The following is a 22,686-nucleotide window of genomic DNA, read 5'->3' on the forward strand; positions in this document are numbered from 1 at the left end:
TGCGATGATAAGCAGCCAAGGCTTAAGGACAGGAAGAGCAGACAGAATGAGACATATGATAAGTCAGCTGGGTATGGCGCTGGCACTGGTCAGCCTCGCAGGCTGTGGCCTGAAAGGACCGCTGTATTTCCCGCCCAAAGATCAGCCGACCAAACAAAATCAGCAGGTCACCGAGCAGCAGCAAAAAGCGGCGCAGGATGCTGACGTTAACGGTTTGGTCACCAGCAAATCGGGTTCACAGGCGAACTAATCTCTATGAGTAATCCGGCGGAGCAGAAAATGCAGTTCTCGAAAATGCACGGTCTCGGCAACGATTTCATGGTTGTGGATGCCGTGACGCAAAACGTCTTTTTTTCGCCGGAACTGATTCGCCGTCTGGCGGATCGGCATCTGGGGATCGGTTTCGATCAGCTGCTGATCGTCGAACCGCCTTATGATCCGGATCTCGATTTTCATTACCGAATTTTCAACGCGGATGGCAGTGAAGTGGCCCAATGCGGCAACGGCGCGCGCTGTTTTGCTCGCTTTGTGCGCCTGAAAGGGCTGACCAACAAAAGCGACATTCGCGTGAGTACGCAAACCGGTCGCATGGTGCTGAGCGTGACCAGCGATGAGCTGGTACGTGTCAACATGGGTGAACCCAACTTCGATCCGCAACAGGTGCCGCTGCGCGCCAATAAAGCGGAAAGCCTGTATTTGCAACGTGTTGCGGAGCAGACCGTGATGTTTGGTGCGGTGTCGATGGGCAACCCGCACTGTGTGATTCAGGTTGAGAGTGTGAAAACGGCCGCCGTGGAAACACTAGGTCCGCTGCTGGAAAGCCACGAACGCTTCCCGGAGCGCGTCAACGTGGGCTTTATGGAAGTGGTTAATCCTGAACACATTCGTCTGCGCGTGTATGAACGCGGCGCGGGTGAAACCCAGGCCTGTGGCAGCGGCGCTTGCGCAGCCGTTGCCTGCGGCATTCAGCAAGGCATTCTGGCGGAAAAAGTTCGCGTTGATTTGCCTGGCGGAACGCTGCATATCGCCTGGAAAGGAGTGGGTCAGCCGCTGTTTATGACCGGGCCAGCCACACACGTCTACGATGGGTTTATTCATCTATGAAAAATGTCGAAGAGCAAACCGACAGCGCGGTTTTGCTGGACGATCAGTCGGTAAGCGCCTTCCTGCGCCAGAACCCCGATTTCTTTATTCGCAATGCGCGCCAGGTTGAACAGATGATGGTGCCGCACCCGGTGCGCGGCAGCGTATCGCTGGTAGAGTGGCACATGGCGCGTCAGCGCAACCACATCCAGCAGCTGGAAGAGGAAATCACGCTGTTGATGGAGCAGGCTACGGCCAACCATCAACTGTTCGATCGTCTGCTGGGGTTACAAGGCCATCTTGCCGCGGCGGACAGCCTGCAGGAAATGTTAACGCGTCTGCACCGTTGGGCGCGTGAGTTGGGTCTGGCCGGCGCCAATGTGCGGGTGTTCAACGACCATTGGCACATCGGCGCACCTTCTGATTTCACCCAGTTGGGTCTTTCTCGTCAGGCTTTTGAGCCGCTGCGTATTCAACGCTTTGGTGCTGAACATCATTACCTTGGCAGCCTGAATGGCCCGGAGTTACTGCTGTTGTTGCCTCAGGCGAAAGCCATCGGGTCGGTGGCGATGTCGCTGATGGGCGAACGCGGCGAGCTTGGCGTGCTAATTTTCAGCAGCCGCGACAACCAGCATTATCAAGCGGGCATGGGCACTTTGCTGTTACAGCATCTGGCGCAAATGCTGCCGGATCTGCTGTCTCGCTGGATTGAACGCGCATGAGTGACGTCAGCCCGTTGCAGCCAGCCGTTGAGGGCTTTCTGCGTTATCTGAAAGTCGAACGCCAGCTCAGCCCGTTGACGCAAAAGAATTACACCCGCCAGTTGCAGACGATGACCGCGATGGCCGATGAGATGAAGATCGCCTCATGGGCACAACTGGAGCCCGCACAGGTTCGTCAGCTGGCGGCTCGCAGCCGTCGTGCCGGACTCGGGCCCAGCAGCCTGGCATTACGTATGTCAGCACTGCGCAGTTTTCTTGACTGGCAGGTCAGCCAGGGCATGTTGAGTGCCAATCCAGCCAAAGGTATTTCCACGCCGCGTAATGCTCGTCATCTGCCAAAAAATATGGATGTCGACGAGGTTAACCAGCTGCTGGAGATCGACCTGAACGATCCGCTGGCGGTGCGCGACCGAGCGATGCTGGAAACCATGTACGGCGGCGGTTTACGTTTGTCGGAGCTGGTGGGCATGGATTGTCGTCATGTCGATCTCGACGCCGGTGAAGTGTGGGTGTTGGGGAAAGGCAGTAAAGAGCGACGTGTGCCGATTGGTGGCACGGCGGTGACCTGGCTGCAACACTGGCTGCCACTGCGTGCAAGCTTCGCGCCGCAGGATGATGCGATGTTTGTTTCCAGTCGCGGCACGCGTATTTCAGCGCGTAACGTGCAAAAGCGCTTTGCTGAGTGGGGCATCAAGCAGGGCGTGGCCAACCATATTCATCCGCATAAACTGCGTCACTCTTTTGCGACCCATTTGCTCGAATCGAGTGGCGATCTGCGTGCGGTGCAGGAACTGCTCGGGCACGCTAATCTGTCGACCACGCAAATCTATACCCATCTCGATTTCCAGCATCTGGCGACCGTGTACGACGCGGCGCATCCACGTGCTAAACGAGGAAAGTCTGAATGAAGTTCTACCGCCCGCTGGGCCCGATCAAAGCGATCACTTTCGATCTCGACGATACGCTGTATGACAACCATCCGGTGATCCGTAAAACCACCGCCGAATCCCACGCCGCGTTGCAGGCCTTCCATCCGGCACTGCGTGAATTCACCCCCGCTGATTATCAGGCGCTACGTGACGAACTGCTGGCGCGTGAGCCGGAAATTTACCACGACGTGTCTGAGTGGCGCCGCCGCTCGGTTGAGCTGGCAATGATCAATATCGGCTTATCCGCTGCTGAAGCCCGCGCCGGTGCCAGCGAAGTGATGGGTGTATTCCATCAGTGGCGCAGCGAAGTCGAGATGCCAGATGAGACGCATCAAACGCTAACGTGGCTGGGCGAGCGCGTCCCGCTGGTGGCGATCACCAACGGCAACGCCTGTCCGGAAAAGCTGGGGATCAACCACTACTTCCAGTTCGCCCTGCGCGCTGGCCCGCACGGCCGTGCTAAGCCGTGGCAGGATATGTATCAGCTGGCGGCTGAGCGTTTGAACATCGCACCTGAGCATATTCTTCATGTGGGCGACGATCTCACCACCGATGTGGTCGGTTCAATAAACGCGGGCATGCAAGCCTGCTGGATCAACCTGCGCGATGGCAATCTGATGAAGATTGATGATGCGCGTTTGCTGCCGCACGTCGAAATTCATCAGTTGGCATCGCTGACCTCGCTGCTATAATGCTGTATGTTCATCCAGCTAATGGCTGGATGATGGCAGGCATTTCCTGACGCACAAATCGTAGCGGCACCCTTCATTTTGCGATGAATAGCGCCGCTACAAATGGTGCGTTGACTAAATGCTGAGAAACCGCATTTCTCAATCCTCCTTTTTATTATTTTGGCAAAACGGTGCTTATGGACGTTTCTGATCTGCTTAACGGCTTGAATGACAAACAGCGCGAGGCGGTCGCCGCGCCGCGCAGCAATCTGCTGGTGCTGGCCGGGGCAGGCAGTGGCAAAACGCGCGTGCTGGTGCATCGCATTGCCTGGCTGCTGTCGGTAGAGAATTGCTCGCCTTACTCGATCATGGCGGTGACCTTTACCAACAAAGCGGCGGCAGAGATGCGCCATCGTATTGATCAACTGATCGGCACCAGTCAGGGCGGTATGTGGATCGGTACCTTCCACGGCCTGGCGCACCGTTTACTGCGTGCCCATCATCTTGATGCTAATCTGCCGCAGGATTTCCAGATTCTCGATAGCGACGATCAGTTGCGCCTGCTCAAGCGTCTGATCAAAGCCATGAACCTTGATGAGAAACAGTGGCCTGCACGCCAGGGCATGTGGTACATCAACGGCAAAAAAGATGAAGGGCTGCGTCCAAAACACATCGAAAGCTACGGTAATCCGATTGAACAAACCTGGCTGCGCATCTATCAGGCTTATCAGGAGGCTTGCGATCGCGCGGGCTTAGTGGATTTTGCCGAACTGCTGCTGCGTGCGCATGAGCTGTGGCTGAACAAGCCGCATATCCTGAATCATTACCGCGAGCGTTTTAGCAACGTGCTGGTGGACGAATTCCAGGATACGAACAACATCCAGTACGCGTGGATCCGTATGCTGGCGGGCGATACCGGTCGTGTGATTATCGTCGGGGATGACGATCAGTCGATTTACGGCTGGCGTGGCGCGCAGGTCGAGAACATCCAGCGCTTCCTGCAGGATTTCCCTGGCGCGGAAACCATTCGCCTGGAGCAAAACTACCGCTCGACCAATAACATCCTGAAAGCGGCCAACACGCTGATCGCCAATAACAATGGTCGCCTCGGTAAAGAGTTGTGGACCGATGGCAGTGACGGCGAAAAGATATCCCTCTACTGCGCGTTCAATGAATTAGACGAAGCGCGCTTCGTGGTCAACCGTATCAAAACCTGGCATGAGAACGGCAATGCGCTGCAGGATTGCGCTATTCTCTACCGCAGCAACGCCCAGTCGCGCGTGCTGGAGGAGGCGCTGTTGCAAGGCAGCATGCCGTACCGTATTTACGGCGGCATGCGCTTCTTCGAACGTCAGGAGATCAAAGATGCGCTGGCGTATCTGCGTCTGATGGCGAACCGCAATGACGATGCCGCGTTTGAGCGTGTGGTGAACACGCCAGTGCGCGGCGTGGGCGATCGCACATTGGATGTGGTGCGCCAGACCGCGCGCGAACAGCAATTAACGCTGTGGCAAGCGACGCGTGAACTGCTGCAAAACAAAGCCCTGGCGGGACGTGCGGCTTCCGCGCTGCAGCGCTTCTGCGAGCTGGTGGATTCGCTGGCCACGGAAACCGCCGATATGCCACTGCACGTGCAGACCGATCGCGTGATCAAGGATTCCGGCCTGTGGATCATGTACGAGCAGGAAAAGGGCGAAAAAGGCCAGGCACGTATCGAAAACTTAGAGGAGCTGGTGACGGCAACGCGTCAGTTCAGCTATCAGGACGAGGACGAAGATCTGATGCCGCTGCAGGCGTTTCTGTCGCATGCGGCGCTGGAGGCCGGTGAAGGTCAGGCCGACAAATGGCAGGATGCGGTACAGCTGATGACCATGCACTCGGCGAAAGGTCTTGAGTTCACTCAGGTATTTATCGTGGGTATGGAAGAGGGCATGTTCCCAAGCCAGATGTCGCTGGATGAAGGCGGCCGTCTGGAAGAAGAACGTCGTCTTGCCTACGTTGGCGTCACGCGCGCGATGGAGAAGCTCACGCTGACCTACGCCGAAACTCGCCGCCTTTATGGTAAAGAAGTGTATCACCGTCCTTCGCGTTTCATCGGCGAATTGCCCGAAGAGTGCGTCGAGGAAGTGCGTCTGCGCGCCAGCGTCAGCCGTCCGGTGAGCCATCAACGCATGGGCACACCGATCACGGAAAACGACAGTGGTTTCGCGCTGGGCCAGCGTGTACGCCATGCCAAATTCGGTGAAGGCACCATCATCAACCTCGAAGGCAGCGGTGAACACAGCCGCTTGCAGGTGGCATTTCAGGGCCAGGGCATCAAGTGGCTGGTGGCGGCGTACGCGCGTCTGGAAACGGTGTAGCGCCGTTGCGTTACCTTGACGACTTTTTCGTCTCAGCGTAACATGCGCGCACTATTATCATGAGAGGACAATGCCTTGGACGCGCCCAGTCGATGCTGGCTCAACCGCCTGTTTAACAGGAATAACATCTAAGGCTACCTCTATACGCGGGTAGCCTTAGCGGTTATCAGCGACCTCCCTTTACACTCTCGTCGCACGAGTCAGCACTGATTTACCCTTGAAGCGAAAGTTTCCGCGTTCAGGCTTTGCCGTGCCCGTTTTGCCTTCGGCATCACGGTGTGCCGCCTTGTCCCATTAAGTCTGCAATGGGGAGTATTGCTATGCTGAGCGCTTTTAAACTCGAACGCGATCGCCTGACGCGCATCGAACTGGAAGATAATAACGACACACTGAACACGTCAGTATGGGTCGATCTCATCGAGCCCGACGACACTGAGCGTGATCGTGTGCAAACCGAGCTGGGTCAAAGCCTGGCGACGCGTCCGGAGCTGGAAGATATCGAGGCCTCCGCACGCTTCTTCGAAGATGAAGATGGCCTGCACATTCACTCCTTCTTCTTCTTTGAAGATGCGGAAGACCACGCTGGCAACTCCACCGTGGCGTTCACCATCCGCGAAGATCGCCTGTATACACTGCGCGAACGTGAGCTGCCGGCTTTCCGTCTGTATCGCATGCGTGCCCGTAACCAGACGCTGACCGATGGCAACGCCTATGAGCTGTTGCTGGATCTGTTTGAGACGAAAATCGAACAGCTGGCGGATGAGATCGAGAACATCTACAGCGCGCTGGAAAAACTCAGCCGCGTGATCATGGAAGGCCAGCAGGGCGAAGAGTACGATCAGGCGCTATCGCGTCTGGCTGAGCTGGAAGATATCGGCTGGAAAGTGCGTTTGTGTCTGATGGATACCCAACGCGCGCTTAACTTCCTGGTGCGTAAAGCCCGTCTGCCAGGCAATCAGCTGGAGCAGGCGCGTGAAATCCTGCGCGATATCGAATCCCTGCTGCCGCACAACGAATCGCTGTTCCAGAAGGTCAACTTCCTGATGCAGGCGGCGATGGGCTTTATCAACATCGAGCAGAACCGCATCATTAAGATCTTCTCAGTGGTGTCGGTGGTGTTCCTGCCACCCACGCTAGTGGCATCCAGCTACGGGATGAACTTCGAGTTTATGCCTGAGCTGAAATGGAGTTTTGGTTATCCTGGCGCGATTACGCTGATGATCCTTGCCGGTCTGGCGCCGTACCTCTATTTCAAACGGAAAAACTGGTTGTAACGCTTTCGGGGCCGCATTTGCGGCCCTTTAAACTGGCGCTGCATCACAATTCTGCGTAGGCTGTTGTCACTTCTCACTTTCTGATTTCCACCCTATGGCGCGTTTTTCTTTGCGACAGCAGTGGACCATTCTGCTGATTGCTTCGTTAGTACTGGGGATCATTCTCCAGCTGTTTCACCTTCCTGCTGCACTGCTTTTAGGTCCGATGATCGTCGGAACCGTCATGGGCCTTTCTGGCGCCACCGTACGCATCGACAAACGTTTGTTTGTGCTCGCACAAGCGGTGTTGGGTTGCATGATCGGGCAAACACTGTCACCGGCTATTCTCTCACCGCTGTTAGCGGATTGGCCGGTGGTGCTGGCGGTGTTGGTGCTTACGCTGGCGGCCAGCGGTTTGTCAGGTTTTCTACTGGTGCGCTTTAGCAACCTTCCAGGGCCAACCGGTGCGTGGGGATCGTCTCCCGGCGGCGCTTCTGCGATGGTGGCGATGGCCGGTGATTTCGGTGCGGACGTGCGCTTAGTGGCGTTTATGCAGTATCTGCGTGTGCTGTTTGTGGCGACTGCGGCGGCAGTGGTGGCGCGCATTGGGCTGGGCACCAACGGTGGTGCAGTGGAGCTGGTATGGTTCCCTGCTTTACAAAGCAGCTTCATCCTGACATTGGTGGTGATGTTTGCCGGGGCGTGGCTGGGTCAAAAACTGCGTATCCCTTCGGGTGCGCTGCTGCTGCCCGCGCTGATTGGTGCGACGCTCCACGGCACCGATGTCGCCACTTTGCAGGTGCCGGAGTGGTTGCTGGCGCTGGCCTATGCGTTGATTGGCTGGAGCGTGGGTTTGCGCTTTACGCGCCCGATCTTCCTGCTGGCGCTGCGCACCCTTCCGCAAATGCTGGTGTCGATTTTCGGCTTGATGCTGCTGTGTGGTGGATTGGCGTGGATGCTGACGCAGGTGCTGCACGTCGATCTGATGACGGCGTATCTGGCAACCAGCCCGGGCGGGCTGGATACCGTGGCGATTATTGCGGCGGGCAGCCGGGTCGATATCGCGTTTGTGATGGCATTGCAGACATTACGCCTGTTCACCATCCTGCTGACCGGCCCGGCTATCGCGCGCTTTATCTCACGTTACGCGCACGCGGGTGCGAGCTGAAAACGCGACGGCATCAACGATAAACACGGCGAGCGCCAGCCAGATAAAGCCGAAGGTGACCATCTTGTCCGGCGTCAGGCTCTCGCCGTAGAACAGCACGGCCAAAAGGAACATCAACGTGGGGCCGAGGTATTGGAAAAAGCCCACGGTCGACAAACGCAGACGCGCACAGGCGGCGGCAAACAGCATCAGTGGAATCGTGGTGACGATGCCTGCGGCGATCAGCTTGAAATTGAGGCTCATTGGATTGGCGCTGAGGTGGCTGGTGGCGCTGTCAGCAAAGCCAAACAAGTAGATGGCCGCCAGCGGGAATAACCATGCGGTCTCGATCAGCATACCGCTCTGCGCATCCACCTGGATTTTTTTCCTCAGCAGACCGTAGACGGCAAAACTTAGCGCCAGGCCCAGGCCAATAATCGGCAGCGAGCCAAATTGCCATAGCTGCACCAGCACGCCGAGTGTTGCCAGTAACACCGCCAGCCACTGCAAGCGGCGGAAGCGCTCGCGCAGGAACAGCATGCCAAACACCACGTTGATCAGCGGGTTGATAAAGTAGCCGAGGCTGGCTTCCAGCATGTGCTGATTATTCACTGCCCAGATAAACAGCAGCCAGTTGCCGCCAATGGTGACGGCAGTGACGGCCAGCAACAGTACTTTCTTTGGCTGAGCAAGCACCGTGCGCACCTGCTGCCAGCTCCGGCTCAGGGTAATCAGTACCAGCATAAACAGTGCCGACCAAATCACGCGATGCGTCATGATTTCTGTTGGCGGGACTTCTTTCACCAGCTTGAAGTAGGCTGGCGCAATGCCCCAGATAAAATAAGCGCCGAGCGCATAGCCAATGCCCTGACGCGTTTGTTGCGTATCCATCATGCTTTCCAAAAAAGGTAACTAGCCAATCAAATAGGTGGCGGTTGCTGTGGCGATATAATCGCCCTGCTGGTTGTGCAGTTCCACGCGCGCCACCGCCACTTTGTTGCCGGCGCGCAGCAGGCTGCTGGTAGCGACAAAGCGTTCGCCGCGTCCGGGGCGCAGATAGTCAACGCGCATATCGATAGTGCCCATGCGCGACAGACGCTGACGCAACTCCTCTTCGCTGATGCTCTCCTGACGCGACAGCGCATGGCTGACGCACACCAGCCCGGCAGCGACATCCAGCACTGAGGCAATCACGCCACCGTGCAAAATATTTTGGGCCGCATTGCCAACCAGCATGGTTTTGTTGGCAAAGCCCAATTCGGCGTAATCGGCTTCGAGGCGGTCCAGCTCCAAACCGAGCGCCTGATTGAAGGGCATGTGATAGACAAAGATTTCGCCAATCAGACGGCGAGCTTCCTGCTGTGACAGCAACGGGGATGACATGTTTTCTGCCTTAAGATGTTAAAGAGTTGTGTATATTATGCCGCGTTCGCGCGGCTTTCCAGTTTCAGAAATCGGCACTGATCAACCTGTCTCTTTGCGTGTAGAATGGCGTGCTTTTTGAACATGGGCCTAATAATGACAACACGCAGTTCCCTGGAGAATGTTATGCGTAAGCTATACGCGTTGCTGACCGCAGCTTTGATGATACCTGCGCTGGCACAGGCTGATGAAGCCACCATAAAAGAGGTGCATGACGCCCCGGCAGTGAAGGGCAGTATCATTGCGAACCTGTTGGAGAAACACGATAACCCGTTCGTGCTTTATCCGTACGAAAACAACTATTTGCTCTACACCTACACCAGCGACATGAACAAAGAGGCGATCTCTTCGTACAACTGGGCAGACAAAGCAAAAAACGATGAAGTAAAATTCCAGCTCAGCCTGGCGTTCCCGCTGTGGCGTGGCATTCTGGGTGATAATTCGGTATTGGCCGCATCCTATACGCAACGTTCGTGGTGGCAGCTCTCTAACCGTGGAGCCTCATCGCCGTTCCGTGAAACCAACTATGAACCGCAGATTTTCCTTGGCTGGGCAACGGATTACACCTTTGCTGGCTGGACTCTGCGCGACATCGAAACCGGTCTTAACCACGAGTCTAATGGACGTAGTGATCCGACTTCACGCAGCTGGAACCGCGTCTATGCGCGCCTGATGGCGCAGAACGGTAACTTCCTCGCGGAAATCAAACCCTGGTATCGCATTCCAGAAAATGAAAATAATGATGATAACCCCGACATCACCAAGTACATGGGCTACTATCGCGCCAAGCTCGGTTATGAAATGGGTGAAAGTATTTTCAGCGTGGAAGGTAATTACAACTGGAACAGCGGCTATGGCGGCGCGACTTTCGCCTGGAGCTATCCTATCTCTGAACATGTGCGCTTTTACACCCAGCTGTTCAGCGGGTATGGTGAATCGCTTATCGACTATAACCACCGCCAGACCCGTTTTGGCGTGGGCGTAACACTTAACGATCTGTTCTAACCAGTCAGAAAAACAGGATTACCGTGGCAACATCGGCAGTGCTTAATCAGGAAATGCTGGCGCAGCAGGTATTACAAGATACCTTCGGCTACCAGCAATTTCGTCCCGGTCAGCAAACCATCATCGAAACCGCTCTTGCCGGGCGTGATTGTCTGGTGGTGATGCCGACCGGCGGCGGGAAATCGCTGTGCTATCAAATCCCGGCGCTGGTGCGCGAAGGGTTGACGCTGGTGGTTTCACCGCTGATCTCACTGATGAAAGATCAGGTCGATCAATTGCTGGCCAACGGCGTGGCAGCGGCGTGTCTTAACTCGACACAAACGCGTGAGCAGCAGCAACAGGTCTTTGCGGATTGCCGTACCGGCAAGCTGAAACTGCTGTATATCGCGCCTGAACGTCTGATGATGGATAACTTCCTCGACAGCCTGCACCAGTGGAATCCGGTGATGTTGGCGGTGGATGAGGCGCACTGTATCTCGCAATGGGGCCATGATTTCCGCCCGGAATATGGCTCGATTGGTCAACTGCGTCAGCGTTTCCCGGATCTGCCGGTGATGGCGCTGACGGCAACCGCCGATGAAACCACGCGTAACGACATCGCCCATCTGTTGCAGATGGACGATCCGCTGATTCAAATCAGCAGCTTTGACCGCCCGAATATTCGCTACACGCTGGTGGAGAAATTCAAACCCACCGATCAGCTGTTGCGCTACGTGCAAGAGCAGCGCGGTAAGAGCGGCATTATTTACTGTAACAGCCGTGCCAAGGTGGAAGACACGGCTGCGCGTCTGCAAAGCCGTGGGCTGAGTGTCGGCGCGTATCACGCCGGTATCGACAGCGCCCAGCGCGCGCACGTGCAGGAAGCCTTCCAGCGTGATGACTTGCAAATTGTGGTCGCCACTGTGGCATTTGGTATGGGCATCAACAAGCCTAACGTGCGTTTCGTGGTGCACTTCGATATTCCGCGCAATATCGAATCCTACTATCAGGAAACCGGCCGCGCCGGGCGTGATGGCCTGCCCGCAGAAGCGATGATGCTTTACGATCCGGCGGATATGGCCTGGCTCCGTAAATGTCTGGAGGAGAAGGCGCCCGGCCCGTTACAGGATATTGAGCGTCACAAGCTCAATGCGATGGGCGCGTTTGCCGAAGCGCAAACCTGCCGTCGTTTAGTGCTGCTCAACTACTTTGGTGAAGGGCGTCAGCAGCAGTGCGGCAACTGCGATATCTGCCTTGATCCTCCGCGTCGCTATGATGGTTTGGTGGAGGCGCAGAAGGCGCTTTCCAGCATCTATCGTACCGGCCAGCGCTTCGGTATGGGCTATATTGTCGACGTGCTGCGCGGTTCCACTAACCACCGCGTTCGCGATAACGGGCACGACAAATTGCCGGTGTACGGCATTGGTCGTGAGCAGAGCCAGGAGCATTGGGTCAGCGTGCTGCGTCAGCTGATCCATCTTGGTATGGTGACGCAAAATATCGCCATGCACTCCGCTTTACAGCTAACGGAAGCGGCGCGTCCGGTATTGCGTGCCGAAGTGCCATTGATGCTGGCGGTGCCGCGTATCGTCACGGTGAAGAGCCGCAGCAGCTCGCCGAAAGTGCACAGCGGCAATTACGATCGCACGCTATTTGGCAAACTGCGTAAATTGCGTAAGGCGATTGCCGACGAATCCAACATTCCGCCGTATGTGGTGTTTAACGATGCCACATTGATTGAGATGGCGGAGCAAATGCCGATTACCGCGTCAGAAATGTTGAGCGTGAACGGTGTCGGTCATCGCAAGCTGGAACGTTTTGGTAAACCGTTCCTGGTGATGATCAAAGAACATGTCGATGAAGAGTAAAGGAAAGAAACCATGTTGATGTTATTCGCCACCGTCGCGCTGGTGCATTTGGTTGCGCTGATGAGTCCCGGCCCGGACTTCTTCTTTGTGTCGCAAACGGCGGCCAGCCGTTCACGTAAAGAGGCGATGATGGGCGTGTTGGGCATTACGCTGGGAATCGTGATCTGGGCCGGTGTGGCGCTGATGGGCTTGCATTTGATCCTGCAAAAAATGGCCTGGCTGCATGAAATCATCATGGTGGGCGGTGGTTTGTACCTGCTGTGGATGGGTTGGCAACTCCTGCGCTCGGCACGTCAGCAACATAAAGCCCCGCAGGTTGATGCGCCGGTGGTGGAGCTGCCAAAAAAAGGCATGAGTTTCCTGAAAGGTTTTCTGACTAATCTGTCGAACCCGAAAGCGATTATCTATTTCGGCAGCGTGTTCTCGCTGTTTGTGGGTAATGATGTGGGCGCGATGGAGCGTTGGGGTTTATTCCTGCTGATTATCGGTGAGACCTTTGCCTGGTTCACGCTGGTCGCGGCGATTTTTGCACTACCGTGGATGCGGGATAAGTATCAGCGTATGGCGAAGTGGGTCGATGGGATGGCGGGTGTGCTGTTTGCCGGATTCGGCATCCACCTGATTATCTCGCGTTAAATCGGGTTTACTTGCCATTTCGCCACCGGGCAGTGCTCGCGCGCTTTACGTTCAGCATCTGTGCTTCAGAACTTGCGCACTGACTACCTTGAAATAGCTGCGGCACTGACGGTTATCACCTCGGTGCCGCGGTTTTTTAAAACGTCTTAAGCAATTCTGCGCGCACTTGCCAGCAACGCACCGACGGCCATAAACAGCCCACCAAAGGTGCGGTTCATCAGCTTCATCTGCTTAGGCCCTTTAATCCAGCCCGCAATACGGGTTGCCAGCGTGGCGTAACCAATCATCACGATAATATCGACCACGATGGTGGTGACACCGAGCACCAGATACTGCATCAACTGCGGCTGGTGTGGCTGAATAAACTGCGGGAACAGTGCGGCGAGAAACACGATGCTTTTCGGGTTGGTGAGATTCACCAGAATGGCGCGTTTGAACAGGCGACGACGCGGCATCGCTTTTGCCACGGCATCCAGATCAATACCGCCTGCGGAACGCCACTGCTGAATGCCCAGCCACACCAAATAGGCGGCGCCTGCCCACTTCAGCACTTCAAACGCCATGATCGATTGTGAAAATAGCGCACCCAAACCGGCACCCACCAGCACAATGTGAATCGCCAGCCCAAGCTGTAAGCCAGTGATGGAAGCCGCCGCGCCGCGATAGCCATGGCTAATGCCGGTGCTCATGGTGTTGATGGCACCGGAACCGGGTGAAAGGCTGAGGATAGTTGTGGTCAACAGGTAGGTTAACCACCATTCAATGGTCATGCGTGACATTCCCTGAAGTGAACGAAGTGTGACACAATACGCCAGAATATCGCGGTGCGCTATGGCGTACAGACGCGCGATGAGGCTTTTTTTCAGGGGGACGGATGCAGCATCACAAACAGCGTTGGCTCGGGCGAGAGAAAGGCTTTTCCGCCTTTGCTACCGGTCCGCTGCTCGACTTCTGGCGTCGTCGTGAAGAGTGCGAATTCACCGGCGTCGGTAACCTGAAGATTCGCTATGTTCGTTTCACCTCACCGCAACATCGCCGTGTCATCCTGATTGTTCCTGGCCGCATCGAAAGCTATATCAAATACCCGGAACTGGCTTACGATCTGTTCCACTGCGGCTATGACGTGGTGATTATTGACCATCGCGGGCAGGGCCGCTCCGATCGCTTGCTGGCGGACTCGCATCGCGGCCATGTGGTGGAGTTCAGCCACTATGTCGACGACTTAGAAACGCTGTATCTGAAAGAGATGGTCAGCAACCATTATCGGCAACGCTACGTGCTGGCGCATTCGATGGGCGGCGCGATTTTAGCGCTGTTTCTGGCGCGTCAGCCGCAGGCTTTTCATGCGGCGGTATTCTCGGCACCGATGTTTGGCATTGTGCTGCCGTTGCCTGACTGGATGGCGCACCCGATTTTGGACTGGGCGGAAAAACTGCCGGCGATTCGCGAACGCTATGCGCTTGGCACCGGCCGCTGGCGCGCCAGCCCGTTTGGCATTAATCGCCTGACGCACAGCCGGGAACGTTATCGGCGCAACCTGCGTTTTTACGCGGACGATCCGGGACTGCGCGTCGGTGGCCCGACCTATCATTGGGTGCGCGAAGGCGTGCATGCCGGACGCAGTATCATCAGCCAGGCGGCGAAAATCACCACGCCTTCCCTGGTATTGCAGGCCAGTGAAGACGATGTGGTGGATAACCGCTCGCAAGATATTTTTTGTACGGCGATGGCCGACGCAGGACATCCCTGCGAAGGCACCGTGCCGTATGTGATTCAAGGCGCGCGTCACGAGATTTTGTTTGAAACAGACGCCATGCGCGCTGAAGCGCTCAACCTGGTGGTCGATTTTTTCGAGCGCCACGTTTAACTCATTTTCCGACATCAATACCAGAGGTTTACATGTACCACATCGTCGCATCCGACCTGGATGGCACGCTGCTCTCACCGGAACACCGCCTGACACCTTTTGCCCGTACCACGCTGCAGGAACTGGTGGCGCAAGATGTCCACTTCGTTTTCGCCACCGGCCGCCACTATATCGACGTAGGCCAGATGCGCGATAACCTTGGCATTCCGGCGTACATGATTACTTCCAACGGGGCTCGCGTGCACAACGCAGACGGTGAACTGGTGTTTAGCCATAACCTCGACGCCGATATCGCCAGCGAGCTTTACGGTCTGCAGTACCACGATGAGCATATCCTGACGCACGTGTATCGTGACGATGAGTGGTATATGAGCCGCCATCGCCCGGAGGAGCAGGACTACTTCCGTGAGTCGGTGTTTAACTATCAGGTTTATCAGCCGGGCATGCTTGAAACCGACGGCATCAGCAAGGTGTTCTTTACCTGCGACGATCCCGAACGTCTGGTGCCGCTGGAGCTGGCGATCGAAGCGCGCTGGGGCGATCGCGTTAACGTCAGCTTCTCACTGCCGACCTGTCTGGAAGTGATGGCGGGTGGCGTATCCAAAGGTCACGCGCTGGAGGCGGTATCAAAGCAGCTTGGCTTCTCATTGAAAGAGTGTATCGCTTTTGGCGACGGCATGAATGACGTGGAAATGCTGAGCATGGCGGGTAAAGGCTGCATTATGCGCAATGCGCATCAGCGGTTGAAAGATACCTTGCCGACGCTGGAAGTGATTGGCAGCAACGCTGAAGATGCGGTGCCGCACACGTTGCGTAAGTTGTTCCTTGCTTAAAAAAATGGGCCGGTGATACCGGCCCATTTTTGTTATGCCATCTGTTTCTTATGTTTATGCTCGCTGACCATGGTGAGCAGCAACAAAATCACCGCCAACACCGATCCCGCAATCATCACCATGAAACCGCCATCCCAGCCGAAGTAATCCACGGTGTAACCGACAATCGCACTGGCTGCCACCGATCCTCCGAGATAACCAAACAAACCGGTAAAGCCTGCTGCCGTGCCGGCCGCTTTCTTCGGCGCTAACTCCAGCGCATGCAGACCAATTAACATTACCGGACCGTAGATCAGGAAGCCGATGACGATCATGCACAGCATATCGATACCTGGATTGCCTGGCGGGTTAAGCCAGTACACCACGGTGGCGATGGTTACCAGCGTCATAAAGAACACGCCGGTGGCGCCACGATTGCCTCTGAACACCTTGTCCGACATCCAGCCGCACAGCAAGGTGCCGGGAATGCCCGCATATTCATAGAAGAAGTAAGCCCACGAAGATTTATCCAGCGTGAAATGCTTTACCTCTTTAAGGTAGGTCGGTGACCAGTCGAGAATGCCGTAGCGCAGCAGGTAAACGAACACGTTGGCCAGCGCGATATACCACAGCAGCTTATTAGGCAGGATGTACTGCATAAAAATCTGCTTCGCCGTCAACTCCTCCTCATGATCCTCGCTGTAGTCTGGCGGATAATCATTCTTGTACGCCTCAATCGGCGGCAAACCACAAGACTGCGGCGTATCGCGCATCAGGGCAAAGGCAATAATCGCGATGAGGATGGCACCAAACGCCGGCATATAGAGCGCGGCTTTCCAGTCGTTAAACCACGCCATACCCAGCAGAAACAGTAAGGGCGGAATACCACCACCCACGTTATGGGCGCAGTTCCATACTGAGACAATCCCGCCGCGTTCCTTCTGCGACCACCAGTGCACCATGGTGCGACCGCACGGTGGCCAGCCCATGCCCTGGAACCAACCGCACAGGAACAGCAGCACAAACATCACCATGATGCTGGAAGTGGCCCAGGGTACAAAGCCCATAAACAGCATCACCGCAGCGGCCAGAATCAGTCCGGCAGGTAAAAAGACACGCGGGTTTGAACGGTCAGAGACGGAACCCATGATGAACTTGGAAAAACCGTAGGCGATGGAGATTCCGGACAGCGCAAAGCCAAGATCGCCACGCGAAAAGCCCTGCTCAACCAAATAGGGCATCGCCAGCGCAAAGTTTTTACGGACCAGGTAATAGGCGGCATAGCCAAAGAAAATGCCGATGAAGATTTGCCAGCGTAGCCGACGATAGAGCGGATCGACACGATCGTCAGCGACTTGCGGCTGATGCGGTGCCGGTTTGAAGATACTTAACATGAAGGCGGCCCTCCAGGGCGCAATATTTTTATAAATTCCCAGCAGGTTGGGTCAAATGCCCTCTGGCGTGACAACAAAACCAAAGTTCCATTTCGCGCAAAGGATAGTGATGGTTACGCCACGTTACTGTGATGTGTGACACAATTGTTACAGTTTGATGACATTAAAGAGCGATATAAACCAGGAAATGTTGGTATTCGCGCATGAAGCGTCGGGGCTTTTGGGTTTAGAAGGGGAATCCGTTGCCGTGTCGAATCAGATTCACTGCATCTGCAACCAGCGACCTGATTTCAGCAATGGACCTTATCTCAATGAGTGACGGGGATACGGCGATTTGTTTGATTTTAATTTGACCACTCGTCAACCAGATATTTCAGCCCGTCCACGACAGTTTGTTTACACTAGCGCCACTGTTCATTTTGGGATCAATACCGTGCTGTTACTGATCGTTACCACCATTTTGTGGGCTTTTTCCTTTAGTTTGATAGGGGAATACCTGGCGGGCCAGGTTGACTCCTGGTTCTCTGTACTGATGCGCCTTGGGTTGGCCGCGATTGTCTTCCTGCCGTTCCTGCGCTGGAAAGGCTATCGCGCCTCAACCATCCTGCTGTATATGCTGGTGGGGATGCTGCAACTTGGCGTCATGTATCTGCTGAGTTTTGAGGCTTATACCTACCTCAGCGTGACAGAATTCCTGTTGTTTACCGTGATGACGCCGCTCTACGTCACGCTGATTTACGATTTGCTCAGCAGACGTCGGCTGCGAATCGGCTATGCCTTCAGCGCGCTGTTGGCGGTAGCCGGGGCGGCCATCATTCGCTATGACAAAGTCAGCGATCATTTCTGGTTCGGTTTGCTGCTGGTTCAGGCGGCTAACATCTGCTTCGCCATTGGTATGGTTGGTTACAAGCGCTTGCAGGAAACCCGCCCAATGCCGCAACACACGGCCTTCTCGTGGTTCTATTTAGGCGCGGTGATCATCGCCATCATTGCGTGGAGCCTGTGGGGTAACCCGAACAAACTGCCGACCACTAACCTGCAGTGGGGCATTCTGGTCTGGCTGGGCGTGGCGGCTTCCGGGCTGGGCTACTTTATGTGGAACTACGGTGCGACGCAGGTCGATGCCGGTACGTTGGGCATCATGAACAACATGCACGTGCCGGCGGGCTTGCTGGTGAATCTGGCGATCTGGCAGGAAAAACCGCACTGGCCGAGCTTTATTGCCGGGGCGATTGTGATCTTCGCTTCGCTATACGTGCATAAGCGCTGGGTGCTGGGACATGGGTCCAAAAGCGATGCCTGAGTGAGACGTTCCTTGATCTGGTTTCGTTGAACTTGCAGAAGCGCTATGTGCTGGGAAAAAGCAGCACCTAAGCCAAAGGGAAGATACAGGCCGCTACGAAGTGCGAAGCGTCCGAGCCATGGATGGCGAGGCCGATCCACAGGGATGTGAGATTCCTTCGTGATCGGAGCGGCCTGTATCTGACCTGACTCCGATCAAAAAGCGATTACACCTTTTTGGCTGGCGCCGCAGGACGATTCATCATCGTCAGTCCCTTCAAAAAGTTACGCAGAATCTGGTCACCGCACTCGCGGTAGTTCTTATGATCCGGGTTGCGGAAAATCGCACCGACTTCAGCCTGTGAAATCTTAAAGTTTGCCTTCTCCAGCACCACCGGAATATCCGTGGTCTTCAGCGCAAACGCGATACGCAGCTTCTTGATGAAAATATTGTTATTCATACGGCGTTCAACTGAAGGTGCGGGCGCATCTTCACTCTTACCGCGACGGAAGAAAATCAAACCGTTGAGGAAATAGCCCATCAGCACGTCCGGCAACTTACGGAACGCCGCATCCTCATCCTTCTTCATCCACGCCTGCACATCCTCCAGCGGCACTTCACTGCCCGCTAAGGCAAAAATCTCCACCACTTTGCTATCGCTTAAATCAAGCATATAGCGCACGCTGCGCAGAACATCGTTACTCGTCATGGTGAAACTCTCTTGGTCGCGGATTGAGGCGGCGCATTATAGAGCAGGCTGGGCAGGGATAACAGCACGGGCGACACCAGCCACCCGTGAGAACATCAAGAAATCGACTGCAGTGAACCCGGGCGGGCGGCATCGCGCACAAACGGCAGATGGTCACAGGCGTGTTGACGGGCGAAGCGCACAAAGGCTTCTAACACCGGCTGACGCTGCTCACCATCGCGCACAGCGGCATATAAACGGCTCCACAAACCCTCACCCAATGTCTTGGTCACCACCAGACCCTGCTTTTCAAAACTCTCCACCACCCAATGCGGAAGGGCCGCAATACCCATCTGTGCTGACACCATCTGAATCAGCAACAGCGTATTATCCACACTCTTCAGCGCCGGGCTGATGCCTGCAGGCTGCAGGAAATGACGCCAGATATCGAGACGCTGACGCTGCACCGGATAGATCATCAGTACCTCATCGGCTAAATCTTCCGGTGAGATATGTTCCAGCTTCGCCAGCGGATGGTCCGGGGCCAGCACCAGACGTACCTCAAAATCAAACATCGGCGTATAGAACAAACCGCTGCGCGGCAGGATATCGGAGGTCAACACCACATCCAGTTCGCCCTGTTGCAGGGCGGGCTGGGGATCAAAAGTCACGCCCGATTTAAAATCGACCACCACTTGCGGCCAGCTCTGGCGGAAATTATTGAGGGCTGGCGTTAGCCACTGAATGCAGCTGTGGCACTCAATGGCGATGCGTAACGTGGTCTGATGCGGCTCGTGGCATGCCTGCAACGCCTGCTGAATCTGCGGCAAAATCTGCTCGGCCAACTGCAGCATGATTTCCCCCTGCGGCGTAAACCGCAACGGCTGGCTCTTGCGCACAAACAGGCGAAAGCCCAGCCGCTGTTCCAGATCGCTGAACTGATGCGATAACGCCGATTGTGTCTGATGAAGCTGAGCGGCGGCAGCGGCCAACGAGCCGGTATTCTGCAACGCCTGCAGCGTTCTCAGATGTTTGAGTTCGATCATGAGAGTCCTTCACATCGAGATTGAACAAATTGCGCTTGAGGAACATACAGTACCCGCAGATTATGGCGGTGTAAACATCTGGACGGCTAAACATCTCAAGCAAGCGCCACCGCCACATGACTTTCGTCCAGTTCAGGCGTTCAGCGGACGGCAATGTCACTCGCTGGATGAACGTAAACGGGCTCGACCCGTTAAGCATATCTGGAGATCACTAAATGACCATTCTGAACCATACGCTCGGTTTCCCTCGTGTCGGTCTGCGTCGTGAACTGAAAAAAGCACAGGAAAGCTACTGGGCAGGTAACAGCTCACAGGAAGCGCTGCTGGCCGTGGGGCGCGAGCTGCGCGCTCGCCACTGGCAACAGCAGAAAGACGCGGGGGTGGATCTGCTGCCCGTGGGCGATTTCGCCTGGTATGATCATGTGCTGACCACCAGCCTGATGCTGGGCAATGTGCCGGCGCGCCATCAGAACCAGGATGGATCGGTCGATCTCGATACGCTGTTCCGTCTGGGACGTGGCCGCGCCCCCAGCGGCAATCCTGCTGCCGCCGCTGAAATGACCAAATGGTTCAACACCAACTATCACTATATGGTGCCGGAATTTACTCAGGGCCAGCAGTTCTCACTAAGCTGGACACAGCTCCTTGAAGAAGTGGATGAAGCATTGGCGCTGGGTCACCCGATCAAACCGGTGCTGCTGGGACCGGTCACTTACCTGTGGTTAGGCAAAGTCAAAGGTGAGCCGTTTGACCGCCTGTCGTTGCTGAAAGCGATTCTGCCGGTCTATCAGCAAGTGCTGGCTGAACTGCATCAGCGCGGTATTGAATGGGTGCAGATCGATGAACCCGCGCTGGTGCTGGAGCTGCCACAGGAATGGCGTGATGCGTTCAAGCCTGCCTACGATGCGCTGCAAGGTCATGTGAAACTGCTACTGACGACCTACTTTGACAGCATCGGTCAAAATCTCGACGTGATTAAGACGCTACCGGTTCAAGGTTTACACGTTGACCTGGTGCATGGCAGAGATGACATCCAGCATATCCACCAACAGCTCCCCGCCGACTGGCTGCTCTCAGTCGGGGTGATCAACGGCCGCAATGTCTGGCGTGCCGAGCTCAGCTGCTGGTTCGATCGCCTGCAACCGCTGGTCGGGCAGCGTGAAAATCTGTGGATTGGTTCCTCCTGCTCGCTGCTGCACAGCCCGATCGATCTCAGTGTCGAAACCCGGCTCGATGCGGAAGTGAAAAGCTGGTTTGCCTTTGCTTTACAGAAGTGTGCTGAGCTGAGGTTGTTGAGCCAGGCGCTCAATAATAACGATGCGGCCTCGCTGACGGAGTGGAGCGCGCCGATTCGTGCCCGTTCTCATTCTTCGCGCGTGCACAATGCCGCAGTGGGCGCACGTCTGGCGAATATTCAGGCCAAAGACGTTGAGCGCGTCAGCCACTATGACGAACGTGCCAAAGCGCAGCGCCATCGCTTTAATCTGCCTGCCTGGCCGACCACCACGATTGGATCCTTCCCGCAAACCACCGAAATTCGCGGCCTGCGACTCGACTTCAAAAAAGGCAATATCGATGGAGGCCACTATCGCACCGGCATCGCGGAGCACATCAAGCAGGCGATTGCCGAACAGGAACGGCTCGGGCTGGATGTGCTGGTGCACGGCGAAGCAGAGCGTAATGACATGGTGGAATACTTCGGCGAAAACCTTGATGGCTTCGTGTTTACGCAAAATGGCTGGGTGCAAAGCTATGGCTCTCGCTGTGTGAAGCCGCCGGTGATCATCGGTGATGTCAGTCGTCCGCAGCCGATTACCGTTGAGTGGGCGAAGTACGCGCAATCGCTGACTGAAAAGCCAGTGAAAGGCATGCTCACCGGCCCGGTCACGATTCTGTGCTGGTCATTCCCGCGTGAAGACGTGACGCGGGAAACCCTTGCTAAACAGATTGCACTGGCGCTGCGTGATGAAGTGGAAGACCTGGAAAAAGCCGGGATCGGGATCATCCAGATTGATGAACCCGCGCTGCGCGAAGGCTTACCCTTGCACCAGTCGGAGTGGGCGGCGTACCTGACCTGGGCAGTGGATGCCTTCCGCCTCAACGCGGCTGTGGCGCAGGATGAAACGCAGATCCACACGCACATGTGTTATTGCGAGTTCAATGACATCATGGAATCGATAGCGGCACTGGACGCGGACGTGATTACCATCGAAACCTCACGCTCGGATATGGAATTGCTGGATGCGTTTAAAGCGTTCGAATACCCGAACGAAATTGGGCCAGGTGTGTATGACATTCATTCCCCGAACGTACCCAGCGTCGAATGGATTGAAGATCTGCTGCACAAAGCGGCGCAAAGCATTCCGCCCGCACGTTTGTGGGTCAACCCGGACTGCGGTCTGAAAACCCGTGGCTGGAGTGAAACCCGGCAGGCGCTGGCGAACATGGTGACCGCCGCGAAAAAGCTGCGCGCGGAATCGGCTTAATCGTGAGAATCAGGGGCGCCTTGCAGCGCCCCTTGT

21 protein-coding genes are annotated in these 22,686 nt (G+C 55.8%); 15 read left to right on the plus strand and 6 right to left on the minus strand.

Annotated elements, in window-relative coordinates; genetic code table 11:
- Positions 1-46: 46 nt before the first annotated feature.
- The 8 genes from FD744_RS16005 (at position 47) to FD744_RS16040 (ending at position 8,186) form a co-directional block, all read left to right on the plus strand.
- Positions 47-250 carry a lipoprotein gene (locus FD744_RS16005; RefSeq protein ID WP_038643799.1) on the plus strand — a complete coding sequence of 68 codons (204 nt, stop codon included), beginning with the start codon at positions 47-49 and terminating at the stop codon, positions 248-250.
- Between the two features lie 29 nt (positions 251-279).
- A complete protein-coding gene (dapF, locus tag FD744_RS16010) occupies positions 280-1,104 on the plus strand; it encodes a diaminopimelate epimerase (protein ID WP_058960398.1) in 825 nt (274 codons plus the stop codon).
- Positions 1,101-1,805: a DUF484 domain-containing protein gene (locus tag FD744_RS16015; RefSeq protein WP_034827865.1), complete on the plus strand. Its 705-nt coding sequence runs from the start codon at positions 1,101-1,103 to the stop codon at positions 1,803-1,805. The genes dapF and FD744_RS16015 overlap by 4 nt, the downstream gene beginning before the upstream one ends.
- Positions 1,802-2,713: a tyrosine recombinase XerC gene (gene xerC / locus FD744_RS16020; protein ID WP_058960365.1), complete on the plus strand. Its 912-nt coding sequence runs from the start codon at positions 1,802-1,804 to the stop codon at positions 2,711-2,713. The genes FD744_RS16015 and xerC overlap by 4 nt, the downstream gene beginning before the upstream one ends.
- Positions 2,710-3,426: a 5-amino-6-(5-phospho-D-ribitylamino)uracil phosphatase YigB gene (gene yigB, locus FD744_RS16025; protein ID WP_058960364.1), complete on the plus strand. Its 717-nt coding sequence runs from the start codon at positions 2,710-2,712 to the stop codon at positions 3,424-3,426. The genes xerC and yigB overlap by 4 nt, the downstream gene beginning before the upstream one ends.
- A 176-nt stretch (positions 3,427-3,602) precedes the next feature.
- Positions 3,603-5,765 carry a DNA helicase II gene (gene uvrD, locus FD744_RS16030; protein WP_058960397.1) on the plus strand — a complete coding sequence of 721 codons (2,163 nt, stop codon included), beginning with the start codon at positions 3,603-3,605 and terminating at the stop codon, positions 5,763-5,765.
- 320 nt (positions 5,766-6,085) lie between these two features.
- The gene (gene corA / locus FD744_RS16035; RefSeq protein ID WP_160868706.1) at positions 6,086-7,039 is read left to right on the plus strand and encodes a magnesium/cobalt transporter CorA; all 954 of its coding nucleotides are present in this window, start codon (positions 6,086-6,088) and stop codon (positions 7,037-7,039) included.
- 94 nt (positions 7,040-7,133) lie between these two features.
- The gene (locus FD744_RS16040) at positions 7,134-8,186 is read left to right on the plus strand and encodes an AbrB family transcriptional regulator (protein ID WP_058960363.1); all 1,053 of its coding nucleotides are present in this window, start codon (positions 7,134-7,136) and stop codon (positions 8,184-8,186) included.
- Here the strand turns inward: FD744_RS16040 and rarD are convergent.
- Entirely contained in the window at positions 8,157-9,056 is a 900-nt protein-coding gene (gene rarD, locus FD744_RS16045) for an EamA family transporter RarD (RefSeq protein ID WP_160868707.1), read from the minus strand. The two genes, FD744_RS16040 and rarD, sit on opposite strands and share 30 nt — an antisense overlap.
- Positions 9,057-9,077: 21 nt before the next feature.
- Positions 9,078-9,548, minus strand: coding sequence for a thioesterase family protein (locus FD744_RS16050; RefSeq protein WP_097118521.1), 471 nt, complete (start codon positions 9,546-9,548; stop codon positions 9,078-9,080).
- Between the two features lie 165 nt (positions 9,549-9,713).
- Here FD744_RS16050 and pldA point away from each other — a divergent pair, with 165 nt between their 5' ends.
- From pldA to rhtC, 3 genes are read left to right on the plus strand one after another with little or no spacing between them, the layout of a single operon-like run.
- Positions 9,714-10,592: a phospholipase A gene (gene pldA, locus FD744_RS16055; protein ID WP_034827877.1), complete on the plus strand. Its 879-nt coding sequence runs from the start codon at positions 9,714-9,716 to the stop codon at positions 10,590-10,592.
- Between the two features lie 23 nt (positions 10,593-10,615).
- The gene (gene recQ, locus FD744_RS16060; RefSeq protein WP_058960360.1) at positions 10,616-12,439 is read left to right on the plus strand and encodes an ATP-dependent DNA helicase RecQ; all 1,824 of its coding nucleotides are present in this window, start codon (positions 10,616-10,618) and stop codon (positions 12,437-12,439) included.
- Positions 12,440-12,451: 12 nt separating this feature from the next.
- Positions 12,452-13,075 (plus strand): threonine export protein RhtC, encoded by a 624-nt coding sequence (gene rhtC, locus FD744_RS16065; protein ID WP_034827887.1) that lies wholly within the window; start codon positions 12,452-12,454, stop codon positions 13,073-13,075.
- Between the two features lie 146 nt (positions 13,076-13,221).
- On the opposite strand, the gene rhtB is transcribed toward rhtC, so the two are convergent.
- A complete protein-coding gene (rhtB, locus tag FD744_RS16070) occupies positions 13,222-13,845 on the minus strand; it encodes a homoserine/homoserine lactone efflux protein (RefSeq protein WP_034827889.1) in 624 nt (207 codons plus the stop codon).
- Positions 13,846-13,949: 104 nt separating this feature from the next.
- Between rhtB and pldB the strand changes: the two genes are divergently transcribed.
- The gene (pldB, locus tag FD744_RS16075; RefSeq protein ID WP_160868708.1) at positions 13,950-14,942 is read left to right on the plus strand and encodes a lysophospholipase L2; all 993 of its coding nucleotides are present in this window, start codon (positions 13,950-13,952) and stop codon (positions 14,940-14,942) included.
- Positions 14,943-14,974: 32 nt separating this feature from the next.
- Positions 14,975-15,775: a sugar/pyridoxal phosphate phosphatase YigL gene (gene yigL / locus FD744_RS16080; protein WP_160868709.1), complete on the plus strand. Its 801-nt coding sequence runs from the start codon at positions 14,975-14,977 to the stop codon at positions 15,773-15,775.
- 32 nt (positions 15,776-15,807) lie between these two features.
- On the opposite strand, the gene glpT is transcribed toward yigL, so the two are convergent.
- Positions 15,808-17,148, minus strand: coding sequence for a glycerol-3-phosphate transporter (gene glpT, locus FD744_RS16085; protein ID WP_097118522.1), 1,341 nt, complete (start codon positions 17,146-17,148; stop codon positions 15,808-15,810).
- Positions 17,149-17,581: 433 nt separating this feature from the next.
- Here glpT and FD744_RS16090 point away from each other — a divergent pair, with 433 nt between their 5' ends.
- Entirely contained in the window at positions 17,582-18,451 is an 870-nt protein-coding gene (locus FD744_RS16090) for a carboxylate/amino acid/amine transporter (protein ID WP_160868710.1), read from the plus strand.
- Between the two features lie 205 nt (positions 18,452-18,656).
- Here the strand turns inward: FD744_RS16090 and FD744_RS16095 are convergent, their stop codons facing one another.
- Positions 18,657-19,139, minus strand: coding sequence for a DUF1456 family protein (locus FD744_RS16095; RefSeq protein ID WP_034827905.1), 483 nt, complete (start codon positions 19,137-19,139; stop codon positions 18,657-18,659).
- A 95-nt stretch (positions 19,140-19,234) separates the two neighbouring features.
- On the minus strand, positions 19,235-20,164 hold the full coding sequence (gene metR / locus FD744_RS16100) for an HTH-type transcriptional regulator MetR (RefSeq protein ID WP_034827906.1): 930 nt from the start codon (positions 20,162-20,164) through the stop codon (positions 19,235-19,237).
- A 215-nt stretch (positions 20,165-20,379) separates the two neighbouring features.
- Between metR and metE the strand changes: the two genes are divergently transcribed.
- Positions 20,380-22,650, plus strand: coding sequence for a 5-methyltetrahydropteroyltriglutamate--homocysteine S-methyltransferase (metE, locus tag FD744_RS16105; RefSeq protein WP_160868711.1), 2,271 nt, complete (start codon positions 20,380-20,382; stop codon positions 22,648-22,650).
- Positions 22,651-22,686: the final 36 nt, after the last annotated feature.

It is taken from the genome of Pantoea sp. Taur (assembly GCF_009830025.1).
Taxonomy (GTDB): Bacteria; Pseudomonadota; Gammaproteobacteria; order Enterobacterales; family Enterobacteriaceae; genus Pantoea; species Pantoea communis.

What these genes read in the sequence shown, in the direction of transcription:
- metR (WP_034827906.1), bottom strand. Translation starts at nt 20,164, where the DNA reads ATGATCGAACTCAAACATCTGAGAACGCTGCAGGCGTTGCAGAATACC.
- dapF (WP_058960398.1), top strand. Translation starts at nt 280, where the DNA reads ATGCAGTTCTCGAAAATGCACGGTCTCGGCAACGATTTCATGGTTGTG.
- uvrD (WP_058960397.1), top strand. Translation starts at nt 3,603, where the DNA reads ATGGACGTTTCTGATCTGCTTAACGGCTTGAATGACAAACAGCGCGAG.
- FD744_RS16005 (WP_038643799.1), top strand. Translation starts at nt 47, where the DNA reads ATGAGACATATGATAAGTCAGCTGGGTATGGCGCTGGCACTGGTCAGC.
- glpT (WP_097118522.1), bottom strand. Translation starts at nt 17,148, where the DNA reads ATGTTAAGTATCTTCAAACCGGCACCGCATCAGCCGCAAGTCGCTGAC.
- rhtC (WP_034827887.1), top strand. Translation starts at nt 12,452, where the DNA reads ATGTTGATGTTATTCGCCACCGTCGCGCTGGTGCATTTGGTTGCGCTG.
- metE (WP_160868711.1), top strand. Translation starts at nt 20,380, where the DNA reads ATGACCATTCTGAACCATACGCTCGGTTTCCCTCGTGTCGGTCTGCGT.
- FD744_RS16095 (WP_034827905.1), bottom strand. Translation starts at nt 19,139, where the DNA reads ATGACGAGTAACGATGTTCTGCGCAGCGTGCGCTATATGCTTGATTTA.
- pldA (WP_034827877.1), top strand. Translation starts at nt 9,714, where the DNA reads ATGCGTAAGCTATACGCGTTGCTGACCGCAGCTTTGATGATACCTGCG.
- pldB (WP_160868708.1), top strand. Translation starts at nt 13,950, where the DNA reads ATGCAGCATCACAAACAGCGTTGGCTCGGGCGAGAGAAAGGCTTTTCC.
- FD744_RS16040 (WP_058960363.1), top strand. Translation starts at nt 7,134, where the DNA reads ATGGCGCGTTTTTCTTTGCGACAGCAGTGGACCATTCTGCTGATTGCT.
- rarD (WP_160868707.1), bottom strand. Translation starts at nt 9,056, where the DNA reads ATGGATACGCAACAAACGCGTCAGGGCATTGGCTATGCGCTCGGCGCT.
- FD744_RS16015 (WP_034827865.1), top strand. Translation starts at nt 1,101, where the DNA reads ATGAAAAATGTCGAAGAGCAAACCGACAGCGCGGTTTTGCTGGACGAT.
- corA (WP_160868706.1), top strand. Translation starts at nt 6,086, where the DNA reads ATGCTGAGCGCTTTTAAACTCGAACGCGATCGCCTGACGCGCATCGAA.
- xerC (WP_058960365.1), top strand. Translation starts at nt 1,802, where the DNA reads ATGAGTGACGTCAGCCCGTTGCAGCCAGCCGTTGAGGGCTTTCTGCGT.
- yigB (WP_058960364.1), top strand. Translation starts at nt 2,710, where the DNA reads ATGAAGTTCTACCGCCCGCTGGGCCCGATCAAAGCGATCACTTTCGAT.
- FD744_RS16050 (WP_097118521.1), bottom strand. Translation starts at nt 9,548, where the DNA reads ATGTCATCCCCGTTGCTGTCACAGCAGGAAGCTCGCCGTCTGATTGGC.
- yigL (WP_160868709.1), top strand. Translation starts at nt 14,975, where the DNA reads ATGTACCACATCGTCGCATCCGACCTGGATGGCACGCTGCTCTCACCG.
- rhtB (WP_034827889.1), bottom strand. Translation starts at nt 13,845, where the DNA reads ATGACCATTGAATGGTGGTTAACCTACCTGTTGACCACAACTATCCTC.